This is a genomic window from Paenibacillus sp. J22R98, assembly GCF_059383835.1.
Genome location: NZ_JBXENW010000009.1, coordinates 12,860 through 34,365, shown reverse-complemented (window position 1 = coordinate 34,365; position 21,506 = coordinate 12,860). Strand labels below are relative to the sequence as shown.

Genomic DNA, 21,506 nt, shown 5'->3' with positions numbered 1-21,506 from the left:
AGGAGGAATTCGATGTCATTCTCGATGGAAGTCGCCAGCCCGGAGCAAATCAAACAGGTAATCGAAGAAGAGGTCAAACCGGTCCCCGAAGAGATCGCCAAGCTCAAGGAAATCGCAGATAATAACGTCTCCACCATTATGGCTTTAGATACGGAATCGCTCGAGAAACGGAAGGAGATTCTCCAATCGATCGACGCTTTCGGATTGAATACGATGAAATCATCCTCAGATAAGAACTCGCTGCTCCAAGTGTCGGTCGGCAATCTCTCGAAGACGGGCGATGACGGCGGGCAGGTTGCCAAAGGGTTATCCGAGCTTCATACGCAGCTGAAGGATTTGGACCCGAGCGTTGTGGATTTTGCCAAAACGGGTATTCTCGGTAAATTGTTTAATCCGCTACGCGCCTACTTCCTCAAATATCAGAAGGCCGATGCGGTGATCGCCGACATCGTCGTCTCCTTGGATAAGGGGAAAATGACGCTCAAGAACGACAATACGACGCTTGAGATCGAGCAGCAGACGCTTCGGGAGTTAACCAAGAAGCTCCAGAAGGAAATCCAGCTCGGCATCATGATGGACGAATCCATCGCAACGCAGATCGCTGCGGCGACAGCTCGCAATGAAGATCCGGATAAGATTCGATTCATCACGGAAGAAGTCTTGTTCCCTCTGCGCCAGCGTGTCATGGACCTGCAGCAGATGTTAGTCGTTAATCAGCAGGGGATTATGGCGATCGAGGTCGTCATCCGCAACAATAAAGAGCTTATTCGCGGCGTTGACCGCGCGAAGAATGTGACCATATCGGCACTGCGAATTTCCGTTACGGTCGCCAGCGCCCTCTATAACCAGAAGATCGTATTGAAGAAGATTGAGCTGTTGAACCAAACGACAAATGAATTAATCGCCGGTACTTCCCGCATGCTGAAGGAGCAGGGAGCAGAAATACACAAGCAGGCGCTTAATGCGAGTATTTCGGTAGACACGCTGAAACAAGCGTTTACGGATGTCCTCGCTGCGCTGGATTCCATCAGTACGTATAAGAAAGAAGCGCTCCCCAAAATGCGCGAAACGATCGGTCAATTCCGTGAGCTGGCGGACGAAGGCGAGAAACAGATTCAGCGGATGGAGAAGGGGCAGAAGCTGGGGATTTAGAACGGAATCATACAAGGAGGCTATCCTGAAGGTCGAATGACGACTCCGGGATAGCCTCTTTTTCGTAAGCTACAAAAACTCCTGATCCAGATCATCTTCCGCCCCGGTATACACCGAGATGAGGACGATGCTGATACCCTCGCTGACATTGGTTACCCTATGGGGAGTGGAGGCGTTCCAGCTGAAAGAGTCGCCTGATTCCAGGACGGCGGAATCTTCCCCTTGCTCGGCTAGAATTTTTCCTTGGACGACGAGATGAGACTCCTCCCCTTTATGTGCATGGGGGGCTGCTCCTGTCGATGCGCCGGGCGGGAGCTCCACGAGCATCATTCTCATCCCTCGGGTCGAACTGAGATGCTCTACCTTGAGCTTTTCGATACCGCTTGTCGTCACGTTGCGGTCGTCCTTGCGGACGATCGTCATTCGTTCGTCCTTCTTCATGAGCAAGTAAGTTAATGGCACGTTCAGCGCCATAGCGATGTTATCCAGTGTGGATATCGAAGGTGATGTTTTATTCGTCTCGACTTGGCTCATGAAGCCTTGCGACAAACCGGTTTCTTCACATATTTGGGCGATCGTGATGTTTTTGCGTTTGCGTATTGCGCGAATGGCGGAACCGATGTCCATCAGGATCACCTGCCTTTAAATATTAGTAATACCGAATATAATTACATATTAACAATAAATTCATTGACATACTAGTGGGGTGGAGTTATATTAGCCATATAAAAAATAATTCATTATTACTAATATTCAAGCGAGCGTAATGAGGAGGTTGATTATAGTGAGTTTGACTTATGAATACGATATCCATCTACCGTCCAACATGGATCCAAACCAGAAATACCCGGCGATTTTCACCCTTCACGGGAAAGGCTCGAATGAGCAGAACATGCAGGGATTAGTGGCTCCGTTGTCCGGTGATTTTATTATCGTCAACATTCGGGGAGACCTTCGTTTAGGAGCGGGATACCAATATTACGAGCTGAAGGGATTGGGCAATCCAATTCGGGAAAGCTTCGATCGGGCTGTTCATCAGCTGGAGGCATTCATCCACTATGCGACAGAGAAGTATCCGATTGACGCTGCTGGGCGATACTTGCTCGGCTTCAGCCAAGGCGCGATTCTAGCCATGACGCTTGCGCTAACGATGGGCGAGCAATTGAAAGGAATTGTAGCTTTGAACGGCTATGTACCGGAATTCGTGAAGACGGAATACACGCTGCAGCCTGTAGATCAAGTATCCGTGTTTATCTCGCATGGTGAGTTCGATTCCGTATTCCCGGTCCGGATAGGTAAGGACAACGCGGAGTATTTTGATAAAATAACGCCGAACTGTACATTCAAGATTTATCCCACCGATCATGGTGTATCGGAAGCAAATCAAAGGGACTTCGTAAGCTGGATTCAAGCAGATATACAACGATAAACCAAACGACTAAAGGAGTGAACAACTATTATGATGCCATCTTATTTCATTGCTCATGGCGCACCGTCTCTTGTTCTCGAACAGCATGACTATACCGAATTTCTGAAGCAGTTCGCCGATACACTGCCATCCAAACCAAGAGCGATCGTCATTTTCTCCGCACACTGGGAAAGCAGAACGCAAGCCGTCAGCACCGTGGATACGTACTCCACTATTTATGATTTTTCCGGTTTTCAAGATGAACTATACAAGATAACTTACCCGGCTCAAGGTGACCTTGCGATTAGCGGGGAGATTGGGCAGCTATTCGAGAAGAACGGTATCCCTAGTGCCATGGATTCGGAGAGAGGGCTGGATCACGGGGCATGGGCGGTGCTGAAGCTGATGTATCCCGCTGCCGATATTCCGGTCATTGCCTTGTCCGTCAACCGATTCCTGACGAATGAGCAGCAGTATCAGATTGGCAAGGCGTTGTCGGCGCTCAGGGAGCAGGATGTTCTGATCCTTGGCAGCGGCGGGATCGTTCATAACCTGCGCATGCTGAATTGGCGCGGAGGAAATACACCGGAAGAATGGGCCTTTACCTTCGACAAGTGGATTCAAGATAAGCTGGAAAAGTGGGATCTGGAAGCGTTGTTCAACTATGAAGAGCTGGCACCGTATGCCAAAGAAGCGGTTCCGACGAATGAGCATTTCATCCCGCTGCTTCTTGCGATGGGAGCCGGTGACAGCAGCAGGCAAGCGAAGCTGCTGCATCGCAGCTATCAGCTTGGGACATTGAGCCTGAACTGCTGGGAATTCAAGTAAGTACAAAAAGACCTCTGCATATGGCATATGCAGAGGTCTTTTATCTATAATGAATGAGTTTCAGAAGCAGCAATTCCGTAGCGATTAAGCGCTCTGGAAGCAGATTCTCTCATTCTAGCCTGTAGATGTTCCCCTTCGCTGATCCTTACCCGCAACCCGAGGAAACGGATTTTGGATAATAGAAATTCGCTCTCGTCGGCCGGATAAGAAAGATGAATACGGTATTGAGCGGCAGTTTCGTCATAGGACACGGACTTCTCGAAGCAAGAGAATGCGTATAAGATGCGAGATAGCTCTTCATTATAGCTTGGGACGACTTGTATGATGGCATGTTGTTTGCGTGATTCCAACAATTGATGTAATATTTTTTTAAACTCCGCCACTTTGTCTGCCGACAGTTCAGTGCCTTCGACATCGACGATATTGTGAAGCTTAGTGGACATGAGCGAGCGACCTCGGGCACTGTACCACAGTAAATACCACTCTCTCTTGAACATGTTGTATTCGAGTTTGTATGGAAAGCCGCTTTGATTCGCTTTTACTCCGCCGTGTTTCATGCGATAGGAGAGTCTGATGCCTTGGTTTAGCATTAGCATACGCCGAAGCGTGCGAAGCAGCGGATGATAGACCTGGCGCTCTTTACTCTTGGCTTTCTCCATAATAATATCGCGTATTTCCGTCGAAGCTTCATTCTCCAGCAGCTGGTTCAGTTTGTGCAGCGTATCCGTTGTAAAGGCATCCGCAGAAGTGGCGTGCTCCAGCATCATTTTTAGCCATGTTCGTTCTTGGGAGGTCAGTGCAAAGGAACCGGCTTCATCAAGGCGGGACATGATCTGATAATTAAAGATTTTCTCGAACAGGTTCATAATAGCCCTGAATCTCCTTCCACTCCGCAATGAATTCCCGTCTTAGCCACGCCGGCTCCAGCACCTCGCAGCTCGATCCGAAGCTTCGCAGCCATGGTTTGATCTCGTAAATGCCATTCACCGTAATTTCGAAGAGGAAGGTGGACTCCGTTTCTTCCGTAATCGTCCCCCATTGTCCCTGTGCCTCGACGCGTTCTCGTACAAAATTAGCCCCGGATCGTTCGGGATTATAGAAGCGGGCCGCAACCTTCAACGGGCGCAGGGTGTCCGTTACCCAGCTGTATTTCATCTGCTCTAAGACCGTATGTAAACGTTGGTCGAATTCCTCTTGCGTGACGACCTCGCCTTCCTCAAGCTGCGTCAAACCTTCCATTCTGAACTTCATAATGCCTCGTTGCCCATGACAGATTAAGTACCACCTGCCGTACTGATGATCGTAAACGACACGCAGCGGCAGTGCCGATTGCAGGGTGCCTTCGGTTTCTCGTTCGAAGAGGGGATTGGAATTTTGCGAGGCGTAGCTCTTCCCTTTCTTAGGTGACAGGTAGAGAAACTGAAGCTTCTTGCGTTGCCGAATGGCTTTGAAAATCGTATATAAATGCGCTTCATCCAATATCCGAGAATGGTAATGGTACTTGTAGCGATGCGTTTCCCCGGTGTCCGGATTGAAGCCTCTTTTATTTAGCGCTTTCTTCAAAGTAGCCCGAAGCAGGAAGCCTTGAACGGAAGGGACCTGCGTATTCGCGATGACATCGACGTAATCGAACAGATCAAGAAGCTCATCGTCGGATAGTCGATCGATTAAATCGTTGGCCGCTTTATAGCGGTAAGGGCGTCCTCCGTCCAAGCGGACGATAACACCGACCTCTTCCAGGTATTTGAGATCCCCTCGAATCGTCTTCTCATCCGGAATCGGATAGTCGGCAGGCATCTGCTCGCTGCAATGGTCCTGCAGGTTCTTGGCGGTAAGTTCTTGGGCTTGCAATGCGTTTAACAGTTGCGTAAGCCGGATGCTCTCCGTTTCTTTCAGCGACTTCGCGCGAAATAAGAACAGAAGCAGCGGGTCGGCGGATTCGTAATAGTTGTATTGAAATCCATCGGATAAGACGGATCCCTGCTCTTGAGATAACCCTTGTTTAAGCGTGCCGAGCATCTCTTTGAGGCTGCGAAGCGTCTTGTCATAGGTATGCACGGAGATACCGAGCCGGTTGGCGAACTGCTGTCTGTTATAAGCGCCGCCGGCGAGCGCCAGCATGCGCAGGAATTGAATCTCTTTATCGAAGCTCTCCCTAGCCACTCGCTTCCCTCCAGCCTGTTTAGGTAACTTATGCTCTATATTGTATCAAGGACCAAAGTTGGGGGATATGGAAAATTTTTATCGATCGCCATACTTCCGCCCTGTTCCCGAGCGACTTTATCGGCGAAAATCAGATCTATGAAGCCGAGTGCTTAAGATTAATAAAGAAAGGAATGTTGAAGCATGCATGAGATGAATCGACTCGATTGGATACAATTACTAACTAACATGGAACAGCGGATTAACAAGCAGCAAGAGAGCACGGGTTCTAAGCACTTTATCATTCCATTTCATAGAGGCACTCTTTATAAACGCAAATCCGTTTCGGGTAGTCGGTTGTTGTCCACAGCCTGACTCCGTTAAGGATGGATTACATACGCGTACTTATAAAGACTGCTTGATGCCGAGCGGTCTTTTTCTATGGCTGAATGTGCTGTAGGAAAGGATCTTAAGCAACAGGGGTCTTTTTTGTTAGGATCCCTGCAAAGTACATATCGCTATAAACTTCAGCTTAGAGAACCAACACGCGGCGTGGTGGTGAAAAGGAATAACACACAGACCTTTCAAGTCTGGATGTGCGGGTTCGAGTCCCGTCCACGCCACCAAATCTACAACAAATTTCTGCGTCGGCATACTTTCGCCATGTTCGATAAGGCAGGGATGAGAGAAGATAAGAGCAGGAAAAACGGAGGGACGAACAATGGAACACATACATAGCATCATCAAGAATGAATTGGCTCGCTTGGAGCAAGAGGAAGAGATTTGCATCTTGTACGCATGCGAATCGGGAAGCCGAGCTTGGGGATTTCCTTCGCAGGATAGCGATTACGATGTTCGGTTCATCTATATTCGGCGACCGGAATGGTACTTGTCCATCTTCGATAAACGAGATGTCATCGAACGCCCGATCAGCGATATGCTCGACATTAGCGGTTGGGATATACGCAAAGCGTTGAACCTGTATCGGAAGTCGAACCCGCCGCTGTTAGAGTGGCTGCAATCTCCAATTCAATACGCAGAGAAACTTAGCCTGGCTGAGCAGCTCCGTCAACTTTCACCGCTTACCTTTTCGCCAAAGTCCTGCATGTATCACTATCTGAACATGGCCCGCGGCAACTATCGGATGTACCTGCAAGGGGAGCGGGTTCGGATCAAGAAGTACTTCTATGTATTACGGCCAGTGCTCGCTTGCGAGTGGATTAAGCGATATGGCGAAATGCCGCCAATGGAATTTGAAGTGCTCGTGGAACGTCTAATTCCGAGAGACAGCGAGTTGTGGGAGAGCATTCAACAATTACTGGTGCGAAAGAAAGCAGGCGAAGAATTGGACATTGAGCCTCGGTTACATCCCATCAATACGTATTTGGAAGAACAACTAGAGCACTTCGAACGGACAGCAGTAATGTTAACAAAGGAAGAGAGCCAATTAGGCGAGCATCTGGATGCGTTATTCCGCTCAACCTTACAAGAAGCTTGGCAATGATAATGAATGGGAGTTGTTAAATATGGCTTATCAAACAATAGATGGTGTAAGAGTCTGGGGAAGCCCGGACCCGGGGGCGATGTCGCAAGCGAAAACTTGTGCCGAGCACGGTAATGTCGTCCAAGCGCTGTTGATGGCTGACCATCACAAAGGGTACAGCCAGCCGATTGGCGGCGTAGTCGTTTATGACGGACAAATATCGCCTTCGGGCGTCGGCTACGACATTGCGTGCGGTAACAAGGCGGTTCGAACAAACCTTATGGCCGCGGATATCAAGCCGAAGTTGTCTAAGATGATGGATCAAATTGCAAAGAAGATCTCTTTCGGGGTTGGACGCGTCAACAGTGAGAAAGTCGATCACGACTTGTTCGATGATCCGGATTGGAGCGTTTATGCATCCATTGGCCGGCAGGAATATGACAAATTGAAGGCCCTCGCTCGCGATCAACTGGGAACGGTCGGGAGCGGGAATCACTTCGTGGATCTGTTCGAGGAGCAAGGAACGGGTAGACTGTGGGTTGCTAACCATTTTGGCAGTCGGGGGTTCGGTCACAAGACGGCAAGCGGTTTTATCAATTTGGCCGCTGGGCGGGAATTTCTTGCGAATGCACCGGGAGAGAAAATGGATCAGCCTCCCGTTCTGCTCGACATCGACAGCGAGCTTGGCGATATGTACTTCCGAGCGATGAAGATCGCGGGCAGGTATGCTTATGCGGGTCGCGATTATGTAATCGATCAAGTGCTGGCGGTTGTCGGAGCTCAGGCGGATTTTGCGGTGCATAATCATCATAACTACGCATGGCTTGAGTCCCATAATGGGAGGGATTCGATCGTCGTTCGTAAAGGGGCAACGCCTTCGGCTCCGGGACAAATGGGGTTCATCGGTGGCAGCATGGGCGATATATCGGTCATTGTGCGGGGGAAGGATACGGATGAGAATCGCGATTCCTTTTACAGCACCGTTCACGGAGCGGGACGGATTATGAGCCGTACTCAAGCCGCTGGCAAAATGAACTGGAAGACGCGGACTCGCTCCGGCGGCCAAATTTCCACCGCGCAAATGATGCAAGCCGTTAATGAATACGGCGTCGAGCTGCGTGGGGCCGGAACAGACGAAAGTCCGTTTGCCTATCGTAAACTCCAAGAAGTATTGGACGCGCATTCGGAGACCATTGACGTACTCCACGTGCTGAAGCCAATCGGCGTTTGTATGGCTGGAGCAGATGAATTTGATCCATATAAGGATTAAGGTTACGTATAAACGCAAAGGGGTAATAGGGATTGTTATCAGCAATGGTTGTACGACTGCCAAATCCTAAATCACCTTTCACAAGGAGGGGCTACCATGCAAATGATCGTTGAGTGCTCGAATTGTGGTCGCAAGAATCAGGTAGATGCATTGAAAGTGAAAGCTGCTCTTTGTGACTCCTGCAAGGAACAGCTGGTCGACGAGGATGTGATTCCCGCTGCCTTCTCCGATGATGAGATTGCAGCAGCAGTAGAGGCAGCTCCATCCGGTGTTGTAATCGAGGAAGTCGAAACAGACAAGCATATTTCCAGAATTGGTAATCATGAAGAGCAAGTGAACTATGTGAACAAGGGCTTCTGGTCCAAAGTGAAGAAGTATGCGGCAAAAGTGCCTTTCTCCCACGAAGCCGTATCGATGTACTATTGTGCGACGGACCCAGCTACACCGACTGCTGCGAAAGTAACAGCGATAAGCGCTCTTGCATACTTCATACTTCCGATTGACGTGATCCCTGACTTTATTCCCGTCGCAGGTTTTGCAGATGATGGGACAGCGGTATTTATAGCCTATAAAGCGATAACCATTCATATTACGGAAGAGCATCGTGCAAAGGCTGCGCAGTTTTTCGCGGAATAAACAAGCAAGCCCTCTCTACATGGAGAGGGCTTTGCTCATTTAGCCAGCCTCAATCTACAACCTCTTCGGTACCATCAAGCTAATCGTAGTCCCTTCCCCCACAACTGAAACCACTTCAAGCTGACCGCCAATACCGCGAGCTCGCTCTTCCATGCTGAAGAGTCCAACGCCCTGCCGGTTCAAATTCGAAATGAAACCTTTCCCACGATCCAGGATTCGAATGAAAACTTGCTCCTCTGTTTCTGACACATCCACCACAGCATCGGACACCGCGGCGTATTTGGCCACGTTAGTCAGCGCCTCCTGAACAATGCGATACAGAGCAGTCTCGATCCGCGTGTCCAGACGAGTGCGCAACGTGCATGTGAATTGGACTTGAATATCGTAATGCTGCTTGTAATTATCGATATACGTTCGCAGCGCGGGGATGACGCCTAAGTCATCGAGCACGGAAGGGCGCAAATCCCACGCCAGGCTTCGCACTTCCTCGATAATCGTCGATACTGACTGCCGAATTGTCGACAGCTCAGATTGATCGATTTGTTGTTCCCCAATCAGCTGGTCCAATTGAATTACAAGCCCGAACAAGCTTTGCCCAATGCCGTCATGCAGCTCCCGCGAGAAACGCTGCCGCTCCGTCTCCTGAATGTGCATAACGCGCTTCATCATTTCCTGAAGCTCCTCTTCCACTTTCTTCAGCTGCGTAACCTCGTTGCGGATGGCCAAATATTGATAGGGAAGCCCATCGTTATCGACAAAAGGCATGATGGTCGTGTTCACCCAATAAATACTGCCGTCCTTCGCCCGATTTCTAATCTCTCCGCGCCACACCTGACCGGATTGAATGGTCCGCCATAGATCCTCGAAGAAGGCTTTGCCGTGAAACCCTGAGTTAATAATCCGGTGATCCTTGCCGATCAATTCGTCGCGCGTATATTGGGAAATCTCGCAAAACTTATCGTTTACATATTGAATAATCCCGTGGCGATCGGTAACGACCACGATCGACGATTCATCGAGTGCCAGTTTCACGTCCGTCAGTTGCTTCAGCATTTGATGCAAATCTTCACGGAACGCAGGCTCGGTAATATGATCGTCGAGACGCGCCAGAAGAGAATGGACCTTTTGCCCGATGACCTCCGGATAAGACTGGCTGCTATTCATAGCTCAACAGTCCTCTCTCCACGGCATAGCGTACCAAGTCCGGCCGTGTGCGCAGCCCAAGCTTGTCCATCAGGTTGCTTTTGTGCGTTTCAATGGTTTTGACACTGATCACAAGCTGTTCGGCGAGCTCTTTATTGGAGAAGCCCTTGGCGATCCCGACCAACACTTCCTGCTCACGGTCAGACAATGAGGCATAGCTCCCCGTATTCTCACCCTGACGCAGCTTCTCCAAATACTCATTCATCAGTCGTTTCGTAGCGGTCGGATATAGGTAGGCGTTCCCATCGGCAATCGACTGGATCGCGGTAATTAACTCTTCGTACGGAGCGCTTTTCAAAATATAACCGGAGGCGCCGGCATGAATCGCTCGGAATAAATATTCGCCGTCGTCATGCATCGTAAGAATAAGGACATAGGTTTCCGGCAGAAGCGCCTTCAACTCTCGCGTTGCGGTCATGCCGTCTTTGCCGTGAGGCATGCTTAGATCCATTAACACCACATCCGGCTTCAGTTCCTGTGCGAGGCGAATGGCTTCATCCCCGTCTGCTGCATCACCGACGATACACATGTCATGCTTGCTATCCAACAGCGATCGCAATCCCGACCGAACAACGACATGATCGTCTACGATGACTATACGAATCATAAGAGGTTCCTCCCTCTGGCTTCTCTCTATTAACTAGACTAGTCCTCAATCCTCTCATCTTACCAAGTTGCTGTCCAAAAATGAACCTTAGCGCCATGCCGGGGTTTTCAGCAGGGAGGCATCAGGGTTTTTAAGCCGATAGATCAGGGAAGTTCCCGATATACGGTAGTGGCGCGAATCGCTACAATTAATGGAATTGAAGAGGAGTGATCACGATGATCCAAGTCAGCGCTGAACGAAGAAAACAGATCGATTACATAGGCATTACGGAAGAGGATCTTCAATTACTGCAATCGCAAGCCGGCATATTTAATCAAATTACGAATTCCGTCGTGGACGAATTATATGACCGCGTACTCAAACAGCCGGAGTTGGTTGAGATTATTAATAAACACAGCACAGTCGACCGGTTGAAGGGGACGCAAATTTGGTATTTTCAATCGATGACGGAAGGCCGAATCGATGAAGAGTTCATCAAGCGGCGCCTGTTTATCGGCAATGTGCATTCCCGAATCGGATTGACGACGACCTGGTACCTCGGCACCTACATGCTGTATCTCGATATTGCAACGAAACACATGCAAGCTGCTGCTCCGGAACAGTGGACGGCGATTATTTTCGCGCTCAGCAAAATGTTTAATTTCGACTCGCAGCTCGTCTTGGAAGCCTATGAAACGGACGAAAAGGCGATCATCCAGCGGATGGCCGATGAAAGGCAGCAGATGCTTCAGAAAATCAGCTCGGCTGTACAGGAGTTAGCTTCGATGATGGTTGAACTGGGAAGCAGCACGCAATCGGTTGCGGCATCCGCTTCGTTTACCGCAGCGCTTCAAGAGAAGGCACACCGAAACGTGGAAGTGCTGCAAGCTGAGGTGAAGGAGATCCACCTCATGGGGGCCATGATTCGGGAAATCTCCGATCAGACCCACCTGCTCGGCTTGAACGCAGCAATTGAGGCAGCACGTGCGGGCGACAGCGGGCGGGGTTTCGAGGTCGTGGCGAACGAGATCCGTAAGCTGGCCAGTCACTCGAAGGAATCGTTGAAAACCATTCAAGAGAAGCTGTCCATTATCGGTAAACTATTAGGTGAGGTACAGAGCGGCAGCGATGAAACGGTCAAAATCGCACGCGACCAAGCCGCCAGCTCGCAGGAGCTTGCAGCTTTCGTCACGATGATCGAATCCGTAACGGCTGAGCTTGATGCATTGAACCACGCCTAGTGTAGGAGTGAACGCTTACGCTAGCCACTTGCGGTGTGCGAGCTACCCGAGTGCGTTAACGAACCGTACGGGTCTTATTTGCCCCCAAATAACCTCAAAAAAATTCTAACGCATCGTAGGGACGCTATTTGAAGGTTTAGAGGTGTTTTGGAGCCGCTTTTCCCGAAATAAGACCTCTATAGTTCGTTAGAATTTCGGAGACCGGATATTCGGCCAAATAAGACCTCTACGGTTCGTTAGAATCTCGCGGATCGGAAAATCGGCAAATTGACGCCACTCCGGTTCGTTAGGGTCTCGCCGAATGAGGAATGCGAAGGTTCAGCACCGAAATAGTCCCATATTTCAAAACAATACCGGAGGCACAGGGATAAACCCTGTGCCTCCTTTTTTTTTATTGCATGCATGATCTATTAAACCGGAATAAGGTTCCTTATAATAACCGTATAGATAGATTGTATGCGCATCGGAGAGAATCACATGAGAACCGTTAACCCCAAGATTCTGCTGATCCACAGAGTGATGAACGAGCTTGCTGACAGCTTGCTCAAAGTATTTGTCCCAATCTTCATTTACAAAGAGCTGGGCTCGATCGGTTATGCAGCTATCTACTTGGGCGGCTATTATGTTTTGCAGTCCCTGCTCAATATGATGGTAGGCCGTTACATGACGGCAAAGCCGGTTGTCTTCATTTTGCTTCGACTTATTCCCGTGCTGGCCACTCAGTATTTATTAGTTGCGGGACATGGCAGCCTGCTCTTATACGGGTTGATCGCATCTACGGCCTGTGCCAATGCGTTCTACTGGGTTCCCTTGAACTACCTGTTCGCAGCGTCAGCCGGCAAGGCAGTCGGGAAAGCTACGGGCCGCTTCCGCGCCGCATCTGTTGCGGGCAAAATCATCGGACCCGGCATTAGCGGCATCGTTCTGACTTATTTCGGGATTGAAGCCGTATCGACGATCGCGATTACCTTCTTCGTGGTATCCATTGTCGTGCTGCTAGTTTCTTATCTCAGCAATAAGGAAGAGGCTCCATTAATGCCCCTTCCTATTGCCGAGGCAACGACGGACGAGCCTCCTCAGTCTTCTATAGCCGCCATTCGGATTTATGTGGTTTCATCTGTATTGTCAGGCTTCAGCGATACAGCTGACATCTTCTGGTCGCTGTATGTGTACACCGTCTCCGCAGCTTTTATCGATGTCGGTTTTGTTGCCGTATTTATTCAATTTGGCGTATTAGGCGCTAACTTAGTCATTGGCAAATTGACGGATGTTCGCAAATGGCTGCTGCCGGCACTTCTGCCATTGTTTGCTTATGCAATCATCTGGATGATAAGACCGTATGCAATGGCGCCGATTAGTGTGTTTACCTTGTCCGCGGCAGGCGGGTTTCTAGTGCCGTTCTTCACCATTCCGATTTTCGCTAACTTTGTCCAAGAAAGCAAAAGAACGCATAACCTGCCCGGATGCCTCGTTTCCAGAGAGGTTGCGCTCAAAGGCGGAGGAGCAATCTCCATAGCAGGCTACTTGGCTACGGGTATGATTTCGATGCCCTTCATCTTAGCGGGAGCTGCCTCGCTGTTGTTATCTGTGCCGCTGCTAAGGATCTTTAATAGAATCAAGGCTGCCTAAATTTGAAAGGAGAATTCCACATGAAAAGTCTAATGGGCAATTATTTACCACTAGCTATGAATGCGATGGAGAAATGTTCGTTTCCGCTTTCTTTTCTAGCCTATGAGGGGGATGACATTGATAGCTGGCGAACGAAGGCAAGGACGAAGGTGATGGAGCTGCTGTCCTATCAAGCTGATCCGTGTCCCATGCAATCATCAGTGGACCGCTCGTATGTGAAGGATGGTCTAGTCGTGGAGCATGTTAGTTACGATCAGCCGTTCGGCCCAAGAACGGAAGGCATTCTGCTGTATCCGTCTGAACGAACAGGGAAGCTTCCGGCTGTCGTGGCTCTTCATGACCATGGAGGGTTCAAGTACTTCGGCAAAGAGAAACTGGTGGAGCTCGATGATGAGCTTGAAATCATGAAGGAATTCAAGCAGGCAGCCTATGAGGGCAGCTCATGGGCGACGAAGCTGGCTAAACGGGGCTATGTTGTGTTTGTGCCTGATGTTTTCCTATGGGGATCAAGGAAGCTGGACGCAGATAGCGTGCCGGAAGAATATGTGCAGCCTCTAAGAAATGCAGAGCCCGGCTCCAGAGCTTATATTGAAGCCTACAATCAGTTTGCGGGTGAATATGAATCGATGGTAGCCAAATCGTTATTTCTGGCAGGTACCACGTGGACGGGAATCATGGCCTATGAGGATCGGCGGGCTGTCGATTATTTGTTAACGCGGCCTGAGGTGGACGGCGATCGAATCGGCTGCGGCGGATTGTCCGGAGGCGGCCTAAGAACGATTTACCTTGCAGGGTTGGATGACCGAATCAAATGCGCGGTATGTATAGGGTTCATGTCTACCAACCGTGAAGTCGTGGCCCATCGCATTCAGCGGCATACCTGGATGATGCATGTCCCACATTTATCCTCCTATTTGGATATGCCGGACATCCTTTCATTAAACGGACCGGGTGCCGTAATGGTGCAATACGATATTGACGATCCTTTATGGACCATTGAAGGGCAAGAAGAGAGCGACCGGAAGCTAAAGGCGATTTATGAGAAAATGGGAACTGCAGATCATTATCGCGGCATGTTCTACCCCGGGCCTCATAAGTTCGATAATGAGATGCAAGAGGATGCGTTCCGGTGGTTGGATCAATGGCTCATGCGTGACGAAATGGCACTCTAAGCCTCTTTGATGAGCTGGGACTTTATCCCTCTTCGAAAACCGGGTAAAAGGAGGATGATCTTGGTCCTCAAGAACCCACTGCGACCGCTCTTTTTCTTCGGTCTCCTACGATTGGATTATTTTTCAAAAATCGACATGAAATAAAAAGGATTCCTGACGAACGATGACGAATCATCTGAGCCGCAAATTATTCCGGCAGAAGGTGTGATCATCGTTGAGTAGGCAATCGAAGTGGGTCTTAAGTATAGTGTTGTTGGTGGTCTTATGTACAAGCTATCCCGTAATGACGAACGCGCAGGGATACACAGAGAAAGCAGCCTTTAGCAGCGTTTCGTACAACATAAAGCCTGGCGATACGTTATACAGCATCGCGAAGAAGTTTTATCTAACCGGCGATTATGTGCAGGTTGCGAGAACGAATGGGTTGGATCCGAAGGTGAGCTTGAAAGCAGGCACGGCGGTCACGTTGTCGAACCCGCTGGTTCTGGATCAATATACGGTCAAGCAGGGCGATACCTTGTATGCGATTACGAATCAGTATTTCAACCGCGGCTACTATATGAACGCGTTGATGGCTTACAATCACATATCGGATGCGGATACGGACTTGAAAGCAGCTAAGGCGCTGCGCGTTCCACTGCCTTCAGGCGAACTGAAATATACGGTTCAGAAGGGCGATACATTGTTTAGCTTATCGACCAAATATTTTAAAGTGCAGGACTATCAGCAAATGATTGCCAAGGTGAATGGGATCGACGGATCGTCCGGTTCAATTAAAGCAGGTCAAATTGTACAAATTCCGAATCCGTTCTACTCGATTGAGGATTGCGCTGGTGTCGCGGCTCCGGAAGAGACTACCGTGGTGACTCCCCCGACCTCTACTGCCACTTCCACTTCCGGCAAGTTAGTCTCCATTGAGATCGACATTACGCGAAATAAGTTATATGTCTTCGCGGGTGGAGCCGTGGAGAAGAGCTTTGATATCGCGAGCGGAAGGAAGAAGGGTTCGACGCCGACCGGCAGCTTCGAGATTATTACGAAGATCAAGAATCCGTGGTACATGGCCAAAGAAATCCCGGGCGGTGACCCGAAGAACCCGCTGGGCAGCCGCTGGCTGGGGCTGAGCGTGCCGAATACGCAAGGAACGAAATACGGTATTCATGGTACGAATGCCCCTTCTTCGATCGGAACAAATGCCAGCGCCGGCTGCATTCGGATGCTGAATAAGGATGTAGAATGGTTGTTCAGCACCGTCCCGACAGGCACGAAAGTGAAGATTCACGCGTAGTTAGGCGAGGCGTTGAGGAAGAATGAATGTTCTGGTAGAATGTGCTTGTTAGCAGTTACTATACGAGTAGAGGCGGTCTTGGAAATGGGAACAGGTTCTGAAAAAGTAACCGTGCAAACAGTTGTACATTTACCCGTTGAGAAAGTTTGGAAATACTGGACCGAGCCGGCACATATTACGAAATGGAATGCTGCATCTGATGACTGGCACACGCCATTCTCCGAGAACGATTTACGAGTTGGCGGATCATTCTCTTCCAAGATGGCTGCGAAGGATGGCAGCTTTGAATTTGAATTTGGCGGCGTCTATGATGAAGTCGTGATCAACGAGGCGATTGCTTATACATTAGGCGATGGCAGAGAAGTAACGATTTCGTTCATTAGCCAAGACAACGAGACGAAAGTCATCGAAACGTTCGAGACGGAAACGATGAATGCGGTCGAGATGCAGCAAGCAGGCTGGCAGGCGATCATGGATAACTTTAAGAAATACGCAGAATCCGTTAACGAAGAATAGAAATTATCGACTTGCCAAATAGCTTAGAATGGGTACTCTTAGACAGGACACTTTTAAAAAAGGTGTTCAAACTAGGGGTACCTTTTGTATACTGGGTAGAGTAGCAGTGTGCCGTGTCTGACTTTCACATATACTGAGCTTGAATAAACAGGAAGAAATCAGTACCGTCATGGTTATACTATTGATAAAAATATTTTAGGGGTGAGCGTCTGAGAAAGCATAAGCCAATGCCATTTGATGAGTTGCTAAAGGAATTGCAAGGACAGAAGAACATTCAGGAAGATCCGGAGCATTTGTCGTTTGATCGCTTGTTTAACGATTCCTTCATGGGGAAGTACTCCGGTATGAAGAGCTTTTCGGAGTTTCTGGAGAAGGGTAATTTCCAAGTGGAAACACACGAGGACATTCGTAATATTCCCGACGAGCTGTTTGATCGCCATGTAGCCAGAGAGACCCAATTCGCGAATTGGAACGATATGCTGGATAAGGCGACTAAGGAATCAAGTAAATAGTCGCACGTTTTTTCCAATTGAATAAATGTATGAAAGTCAATAACCACGCGGAATTCAGGCTTGCTCCTGAGTTGGCGGGGTTATTTTTTTACCTATCATTTACAAAATATCCATTTCGCATTAATAGATGCTTCACATTTCTCCCCTATAATTTCTAGGACAATCCATATATAGGAGTGAAGACATGTTGAAGAAGAGAAATAAACAGCTATTGGCCTTGCTGCTTTCAACAGAGCTTGCCGCAAGTTTGATGGCCGGCGTACTACCTGCTTCAGCCGATCCAGCTGTTAGTCAAGGAACGCCGTACGACGCGAACGGGGTGTACAGCGTCCAGGTTCCGCATGTAATCATCAATCAGTATTATGGGGCAGGCATTTCAACGGACGGTGCGGCCGTAACCCATGGCTTTATTGAGTTGTACAATCCGACTGATTCAAATGTGGATCTCAGCACATGGTCCATTCAATATGCCGATCGCGGTGAAGCTACGAAAACCACTACCGGTGCAACAGGCGTTTGGGAAAAGCTGAATCTGACAGGGACGATCGCTGCACACGCTTCGTATCTGATCCGTGCTAACGCGACGACGCTTCCTGCAACCAAGGTTACGATTGCGGACGGCGATTTCGATCTTAATTTTCCTCGTACGCTCCAGAACAAAGGGATGAAGCTCGTTCTGATGAGCAATCAGGATTTGCTGGATAAAGATGTATCGGTGAACCCGTTCGTGAATAAGCCTGCGGGTTATGTAGATATGCTCGGCACAGGCAGTAACGATAATGGAAGTGAAATTAGCGGTTATGAGGCGGCATACCCTACCGGCCCAGCAGTCGGTACCGGAGTCGCAGGCACGACAGGCGGTACTTCAAAGAACATGTCGCTAAGACGTGTTAATTTTGCGGACAGTGATAATAACAAGAACGATTTTGTTCAAATTACGTACGGGTCCATGACCATGCCAACGGACATAACCACTTATAGCCCTAGAAGCGCAAATGATGGCGAGTGGGGATTCGCTCCGACACCTCTTGTCGTTTCCACTAATGAGCTTGCCGATGCGACAGCAACGCAAGCATACACGGCTGCGATCAGTGTGACAGGCGGGAAAGCTCCTTATCACTTCAGCGCTACGGGATTGCCTGCAGGTCTCGCGATTGATGGGGTTACAGGATTCATTACCGGAACCCTGGCCGCAGACGCGCCTGCGATTAACAACGTAGAAGTTTCAATTACGGACAGTGCATCTACTCCGCAGTCCACGAGCAAATCCTATGTCCTTCATGTCAACCAGGCAATTCTCGATACATTGACAATGACGAAGCTGGGCTCCTTTATCGCCGGTGCACCGAATGAGGATGGCGGCGTTGCGGAGATTGTGAAGTACAACCCGGAGAATCAGAAGTTCTATTCCGTGAATGGATCCAATGAGCCTTATGCGACAATGGATATCGTGTCCTTGGATAGCAACGGAAAACCGGTACCGAATGCGACTCCGATCAACATTGAAGAGGTCGTCCACGACCACCTCCCAGGCTTTGAGTACGGTGACTTTACGAGTGTCGATATCGACATGAAGAACGATTTGGTTTATGCAGCTATTCAAGAGTATACGCATACCGACAACGGAGCGATTCTCGTGTTTGATTACGACGGCAAGTATGTCACCTCCTACGAGGCAGGCGTACAACCGGATATGATCAAGGTTACGCATGACGGCCGTTACGTATTAACAGCCGATGAGGCCGAGCCGCGTCTGGCCGGCGCTGATCCGGAAGGCAGCGTGACAATCGTCGATCGTGTGAACAACGTGACGAAACACGTGAAATTCGACGATGTCAGCGTCATCGATGATCTGGTTCATCTTCGCGGGACTGCAAACGAGGCGGGTCTCATTACCGGACCGGCTGCATCGAAAGAAGCAGCTAAGTATGATCTGGAGCCGGAATATATCGCGCTGTCTGATGACGAGCAAACAGCCTATGTTTCCTTGCAAGAGAATAACGCGATTGCGACTATCGATATTGCAAGTGGAACAGTGACTGCGGTTACCGGACTTGGCTACAAGGATTTGAATGCGGAAGGTAACTCCCTCGATTTGGTGAAGGACAGCAAGATCAAGTTCGAGAACGTTCCGTTCAAAGGCATGTTTATGCCGGATGGCATCGATACCTATACCGATGGCGGCGAAACGTATTTGTTCACAGCCAATGAAGGGGATGCGACGGAGTGGCCGGGGAGAACCAATATCGCTACGATCGGCAGCTTGAAAGCCGGATTGAACCCTGCATCGGATGCAGCTCAGTTCTTAGCCGGCAAAACGGTAAATGGCAAAACGCCATATGACGGCGTAGAGGTACCAAGCGATATGGGACCGGACGGCGTCTACTTGTATGGCGGGCGCTCATTCTCCATTTGGCATGCGGACAGCTTAGAGCCTGTCTTTGACAGCAAGAATGATTTTGAGAAAATAACAGCGCAGCGTCTTCCGAAGTATTTCAACTCCGACCATAAGGAGATTGCTTTCGATAAACGAAGCCCTAAGAAAGGCCCAGAGCCGGAGTATGTGAAAGTAGGCAAGGTGGGCAGCAAAGCCTTGGCATTCATCGGCCTCGAGCGTGTGGGCGGCATCATGACCTATGATGTGACAAACCCGCTGACCCCTGCTTTTGTTAATTATACGAATACACGCAACTTTGAGACGCCGGATGACCCGAGCAATCCGTTGCAAGGCGATATCGGCCCGGAGGGTCTCGAGTTTATACCTGCAACAGCAAGTCCGAGCGGAATGCCGCTTCTTCTGGTAGCGAATGAAGTAGGCGGTACGATTACGGTGTATCAACTGAATGTAGACAAAGTTACATTGAATGCGAAGGATATTTCACTTAAGGTTGGCGGTTCGACTTCGCAGCTTGAAGCAACGGTAGTTCCATTTGGTGACGGTGCTTCGACAGTGACTTGGTCTTCTTCGGATGCAACGGTTGCCACGGTAGATGGAACCGGTAAAGTCTCACCTATTAAAGCCGGTACTGCTGTCATAACGGCACTAAGTGCAGATGGTTATGGTTTAGCGGAAGCAAAGGTTACCGTTGCGAATGCAGATAGCACGCCAAGTAATCCGGTTACGGGCCCAACCACGCCACCAGCAACCGGACCCATTGTGGATGGAACCAAAGTGACGACTGAAGTGAAAGCAGTCACGGACGCTTCGGGCAAAGCGACAGCGGTAGTTACGGATAAGCAAGTCGAGGAAGTCTTGTCCAAGCTGACGACTTCAAATCCTCCAAGCGTGAAAGACATCGTTGCGTTCAAAGCAACAGCAGATGCCGGTGCAAAGGAGACGGCCGTTACCTTCTCTTCAGCGGCAATGGATAAGATCTCCGGCAGCGGCGCGGATGCACTGGTCATTCAATCGGGCCTTGGACAGGTACAGCTGGATAAGAAAGCGATGTCCACAGTAGCGAATAATGCAAGCACAGGGAATGTAACAGTTTCCGTTGCGAAGGTTACAGCTTCGGAATTGGCTACTCGTACGAAGGACAATCAAGCTGCAGTAGCTGAGGCTATTGGCTCGCATCCTGTGTATGATTTTAGTGTAGTGGCAGATGGGAAGAAGGTATCTGATTTTGCAGGCGGTATCGTGAATATCAGTATTCCGTATGTGCTAAGCGCAGGCGAAGATGCCAATGCCATTATCGCTTACTATATTGCTGAGAATGGAACAATCGAGCTGCTGCCTAATGCAAAGTATGACAAGGCAACAGGGCAATTAATCTTCTCGGTGACCCACTTCTCGACGTATGCGATCGCAAGCAACAACGTGAAGTATAACGATACGGCATCCAGCTTCGCGAAGGACCAAATTACTTACTTGTCGGCAAGAGAGATTATGGAAGGTGTAGGCGGCGGAAGCTTTGCTCCTAAGAAGCAAGTGACAAGAGCCGACTTTACGTTGATTCTGGCCCGGGTAGCAGGGGTCGACCTCACGGCTTACCAAGGAAGTAAGTTTAGCGATGTAAGCGCAGATGCTTATTATGCGCAGTCCGTGGAATGGGCGGCGGCAACCGGCATTACAAGCGGTGCAGCAGAAGGCTTATTCAATCCCAATGCTCCGATTACAAGAGAGCAAATGGTGGCAATGATTGCTCGTCTTGCAGCAACCTTGCATTACACGCTTCCGAAAACAGTGCCAAGTGTCACGTTCGCAGATGAGGCGAATATCTCGGCCTATGCGAAAGAAGCCGTTTCGGCCGTTCAGCAAGCAGGCATTATTAACGGCAGAGCATCTGCCGGTGCAGGAAGCAGCTTCGATCCGCAGCAATTTGCTACGCGTGAAGAGACTGCGAAGATGATCAGCATACTGTTCCAAGGACTCATGAATCCTTAATGGATTGCGTGCGACAATACCCCGAGATGGCTGAATGCCATGCTCGGGGTATTTGT

At 49.5% G+C, this 21,506-nt stretch carries 18 protein-coding genes and 1 tRNA gene; 14 read left to right on the top strand and 5 right to left on the bottom strand.

Annotated features, from left to right (window positions below; all coding sequences use genetic code 11):
* Positions 1-12 precede the first annotated feature (12 nt).
* Entirely contained in the window at positions 13-1,152 is a 1,140-nt protein-coding gene (locus tag AC50Y3_RS22745; protein ID WP_494821014.1) for a toxic anion resistance protein, read from the top strand.
* Positions 1,153-1,221: 69 nt separating this feature from the next.
* Here the strand turns inward: AC50Y3_RS22745 and AC50Y3_RS22740 are convergent, their stop codons facing one another.
* Complete coding sequence (locus tag AC50Y3_RS22740) at positions 1,222-1,779, bottom strand: helix-turn-helix domain-containing protein (RefSeq protein WP_494821013.1); 558 nt, start codon at positions 1,777-1,779, stop codon at positions 1,222-1,224.
* Between the two features lie 157 nt (positions 1,780-1,936).
* Here AC50Y3_RS22740 and AC50Y3_RS22735 point away from each other — a divergent pair, with 157 nt between their 5' ends.
* Positions 1,937-2,581, top strand: coding sequence for an alpha/beta hydrolase (locus AC50Y3_RS22735; protein WP_494821012.1), 645 nt, complete (start codon positions 1,937-1,939; stop codon positions 2,579-2,581).
* A gap of 30 nt (positions 2,582-2,611) precedes the next feature.
* Positions 2,612-3,388, top strand: coding sequence for a DODA-type extradiol aromatic ring-opening family dioxygenase (locus AC50Y3_RS22730; RefSeq protein ID WP_494821011.1), 777 nt, complete (start codon positions 2,612-2,614; stop codon positions 3,386-3,388).
* Positions 3,389-3,432: 44 nt separating this feature from the next.
* Here the strand turns inward: AC50Y3_RS22730 and AC50Y3_RS22725 are convergent, their stop codons facing one another.
* Both AC50Y3_RS22725 and AC50Y3_RS22720 read right to left on the bottom strand, forming a co-directional pair.
* The gene (locus AC50Y3_RS22725) at positions 3,433-4,254 is read right to left on the bottom strand and encodes a WYL domain-containing protein (RefSeq protein ID WP_494821010.1); all 822 of its coding nucleotides are present in this window, start codon (positions 4,252-4,254) and stop codon (positions 3,433-3,435) included.
* Positions 4,229-5,551: a helix-turn-helix transcriptional regulator gene (locus AC50Y3_RS22720; RefSeq protein ID WP_494821009.1), complete on the bottom strand. Its 1,323-nt coding sequence runs from the start codon at positions 5,549-5,551 to the stop codon at positions 4,229-4,231. Before AC50Y3_RS22720 ends, AC50Y3_RS22725 begins: the two co-directional genes overlap by 26 nt.
* 528 nt (positions 5,552-6,079) lie before the next feature.
* Here AC50Y3_RS22720 and AC50Y3_RS22715 point away from each other — a divergent pair.
* The 4 genes from AC50Y3_RS22715 to AC50Y3_RS22700 all read left to right on the top strand — a co-directional run bounded on the left by AC50Y3_RS22715 (position 6,080) and on the right by AC50Y3_RS22700 (position 8,919).
* Positions 6,080-6,156, top strand: a tRNA-Glu gene (locus AC50Y3_RS22715).
* A gap of 95 nt (positions 6,157-6,251) precedes the next feature.
* A complete protein-coding gene (locus tag AC50Y3_RS22710) occupies positions 6,252-7,034 on the top strand; it encodes a nucleotidyltransferase domain-containing protein (RefSeq protein WP_494821008.1) in 783 nt (260 codons plus the stop codon).
* A gap of 22 nt (positions 7,035-7,056) precedes the next feature.
* Positions 7,057-8,283 carry an RtcB family protein gene (locus tag AC50Y3_RS22705; RefSeq protein ID WP_494821007.1) on the top strand — a complete coding sequence of 409 codons (1,227 nt, stop codon included), beginning with the start codon at positions 7,057-7,059 and terminating at the stop codon, positions 8,281-8,283.
* 96 nt (positions 8,284-8,379) lie between these two features.
* Positions 8,380-8,919, top strand: coding sequence for a YkvA family protein (locus tag AC50Y3_RS22700; protein ID WP_494821006.1), 540 nt, complete (start codon positions 8,380-8,382; stop codon positions 8,917-8,919).
* A 54-nt stretch (positions 8,920-8,973) separates the two neighbouring features.
* Here the strand turns inward: AC50Y3_RS22700 and AC50Y3_RS22695 are convergent, their stop codons facing one another.
* Both AC50Y3_RS22695 and AC50Y3_RS22690 read right to left on the bottom strand, forming a co-directional pair.
* Positions 8,974-10,083, bottom strand: coding sequence for a PAS domain-containing sensor histidine kinase (locus AC50Y3_RS22695; RefSeq protein WP_494821005.1), 1,110 nt, complete (start codon positions 10,081-10,083; stop codon positions 8,974-8,976).
* Positions 10,076-10,729 carry a response regulator gene (locus tag AC50Y3_RS22690; RefSeq protein WP_494821004.1) on the bottom strand — a complete coding sequence of 218 codons (654 nt, stop codon included), beginning with the start codon at positions 10,727-10,729 and terminating at the stop codon, positions 10,076-10,078. Before AC50Y3_RS22690 ends, AC50Y3_RS22695 begins: the two co-directional genes overlap by 8 nt.
* Before the next feature lie 215 nt (positions 10,730-10,944).
* Here AC50Y3_RS22690 and AC50Y3_RS22685 point away from each other — a divergent pair, with 215 nt between their 5' ends.
* From AC50Y3_RS22685 to AC50Y3_RS22655, 7 genes are all read left to right on the top strand, one after another.
* Positions 10,945-11,949, top strand: coding sequence for a protoglobin domain-containing protein (locus AC50Y3_RS22685; RefSeq protein ID WP_494821003.1), 1,005 nt, complete (start codon positions 10,945-10,947; stop codon positions 11,947-11,949).
* 477 nt (positions 11,950-12,426) lie between these two features.
* Positions 12,427-13,578 carry an MFS transporter gene (locus AC50Y3_RS22680; RefSeq protein WP_494821002.1) on the top strand — a complete coding sequence of 384 codons (1,152 nt, stop codon included), beginning with the start codon at positions 12,427-12,429 and terminating at the stop codon, positions 13,576-13,578.
* Positions 13,579-13,598: 20 nt separating this feature from the next.
* Positions 13,599-14,750: a dienelactone hydrolase family protein gene (locus tag AC50Y3_RS22675; RefSeq protein ID WP_494821001.1), complete on the top strand. Its 1,152-nt coding sequence runs from the start codon at positions 13,599-13,601 to the stop codon at positions 14,748-14,750.
* A 283-nt stretch (positions 14,751-15,033) separates the two neighbouring features.
* Positions 15,034-16,038: a LysM peptidoglycan-binding domain-containing protein gene (locus tag AC50Y3_RS22670; protein WP_494821000.1), complete on the top strand. Its 1,005-nt coding sequence runs from the start codon at positions 15,034-15,036 to the stop codon at positions 16,036-16,038.
* A gap of 84 nt (positions 16,039-16,122) precedes the next feature.
* Entirely contained in the window at positions 16,123-16,554 is a 432-nt protein-coding gene (locus AC50Y3_RS22665; RefSeq protein WP_494820999.1) for an SRPBCC family protein, read from the top strand.
* 227 nt (positions 16,555-16,781) lie between these two features.
* On the top strand, positions 16,782-17,066 hold the full coding sequence (locus tag AC50Y3_RS22660; protein WP_494820998.1) for a hypothetical protein: 285 nt from the start codon (positions 16,782-16,784) through the stop codon (positions 17,064-17,066).
* A 184-nt stretch (positions 17,067-17,250) separates the two neighbouring features.
* Positions 17,251-21,450 (top strand): choice-of-anchor I family protein, encoded by a 4,200-nt coding sequence (locus AC50Y3_RS22655; protein WP_494820997.1) that lies wholly within the window; start codon positions 17,251-17,253, stop codon positions 21,448-21,450.
* Positions 21,451-21,506: the final 56 nt, after the last annotated feature.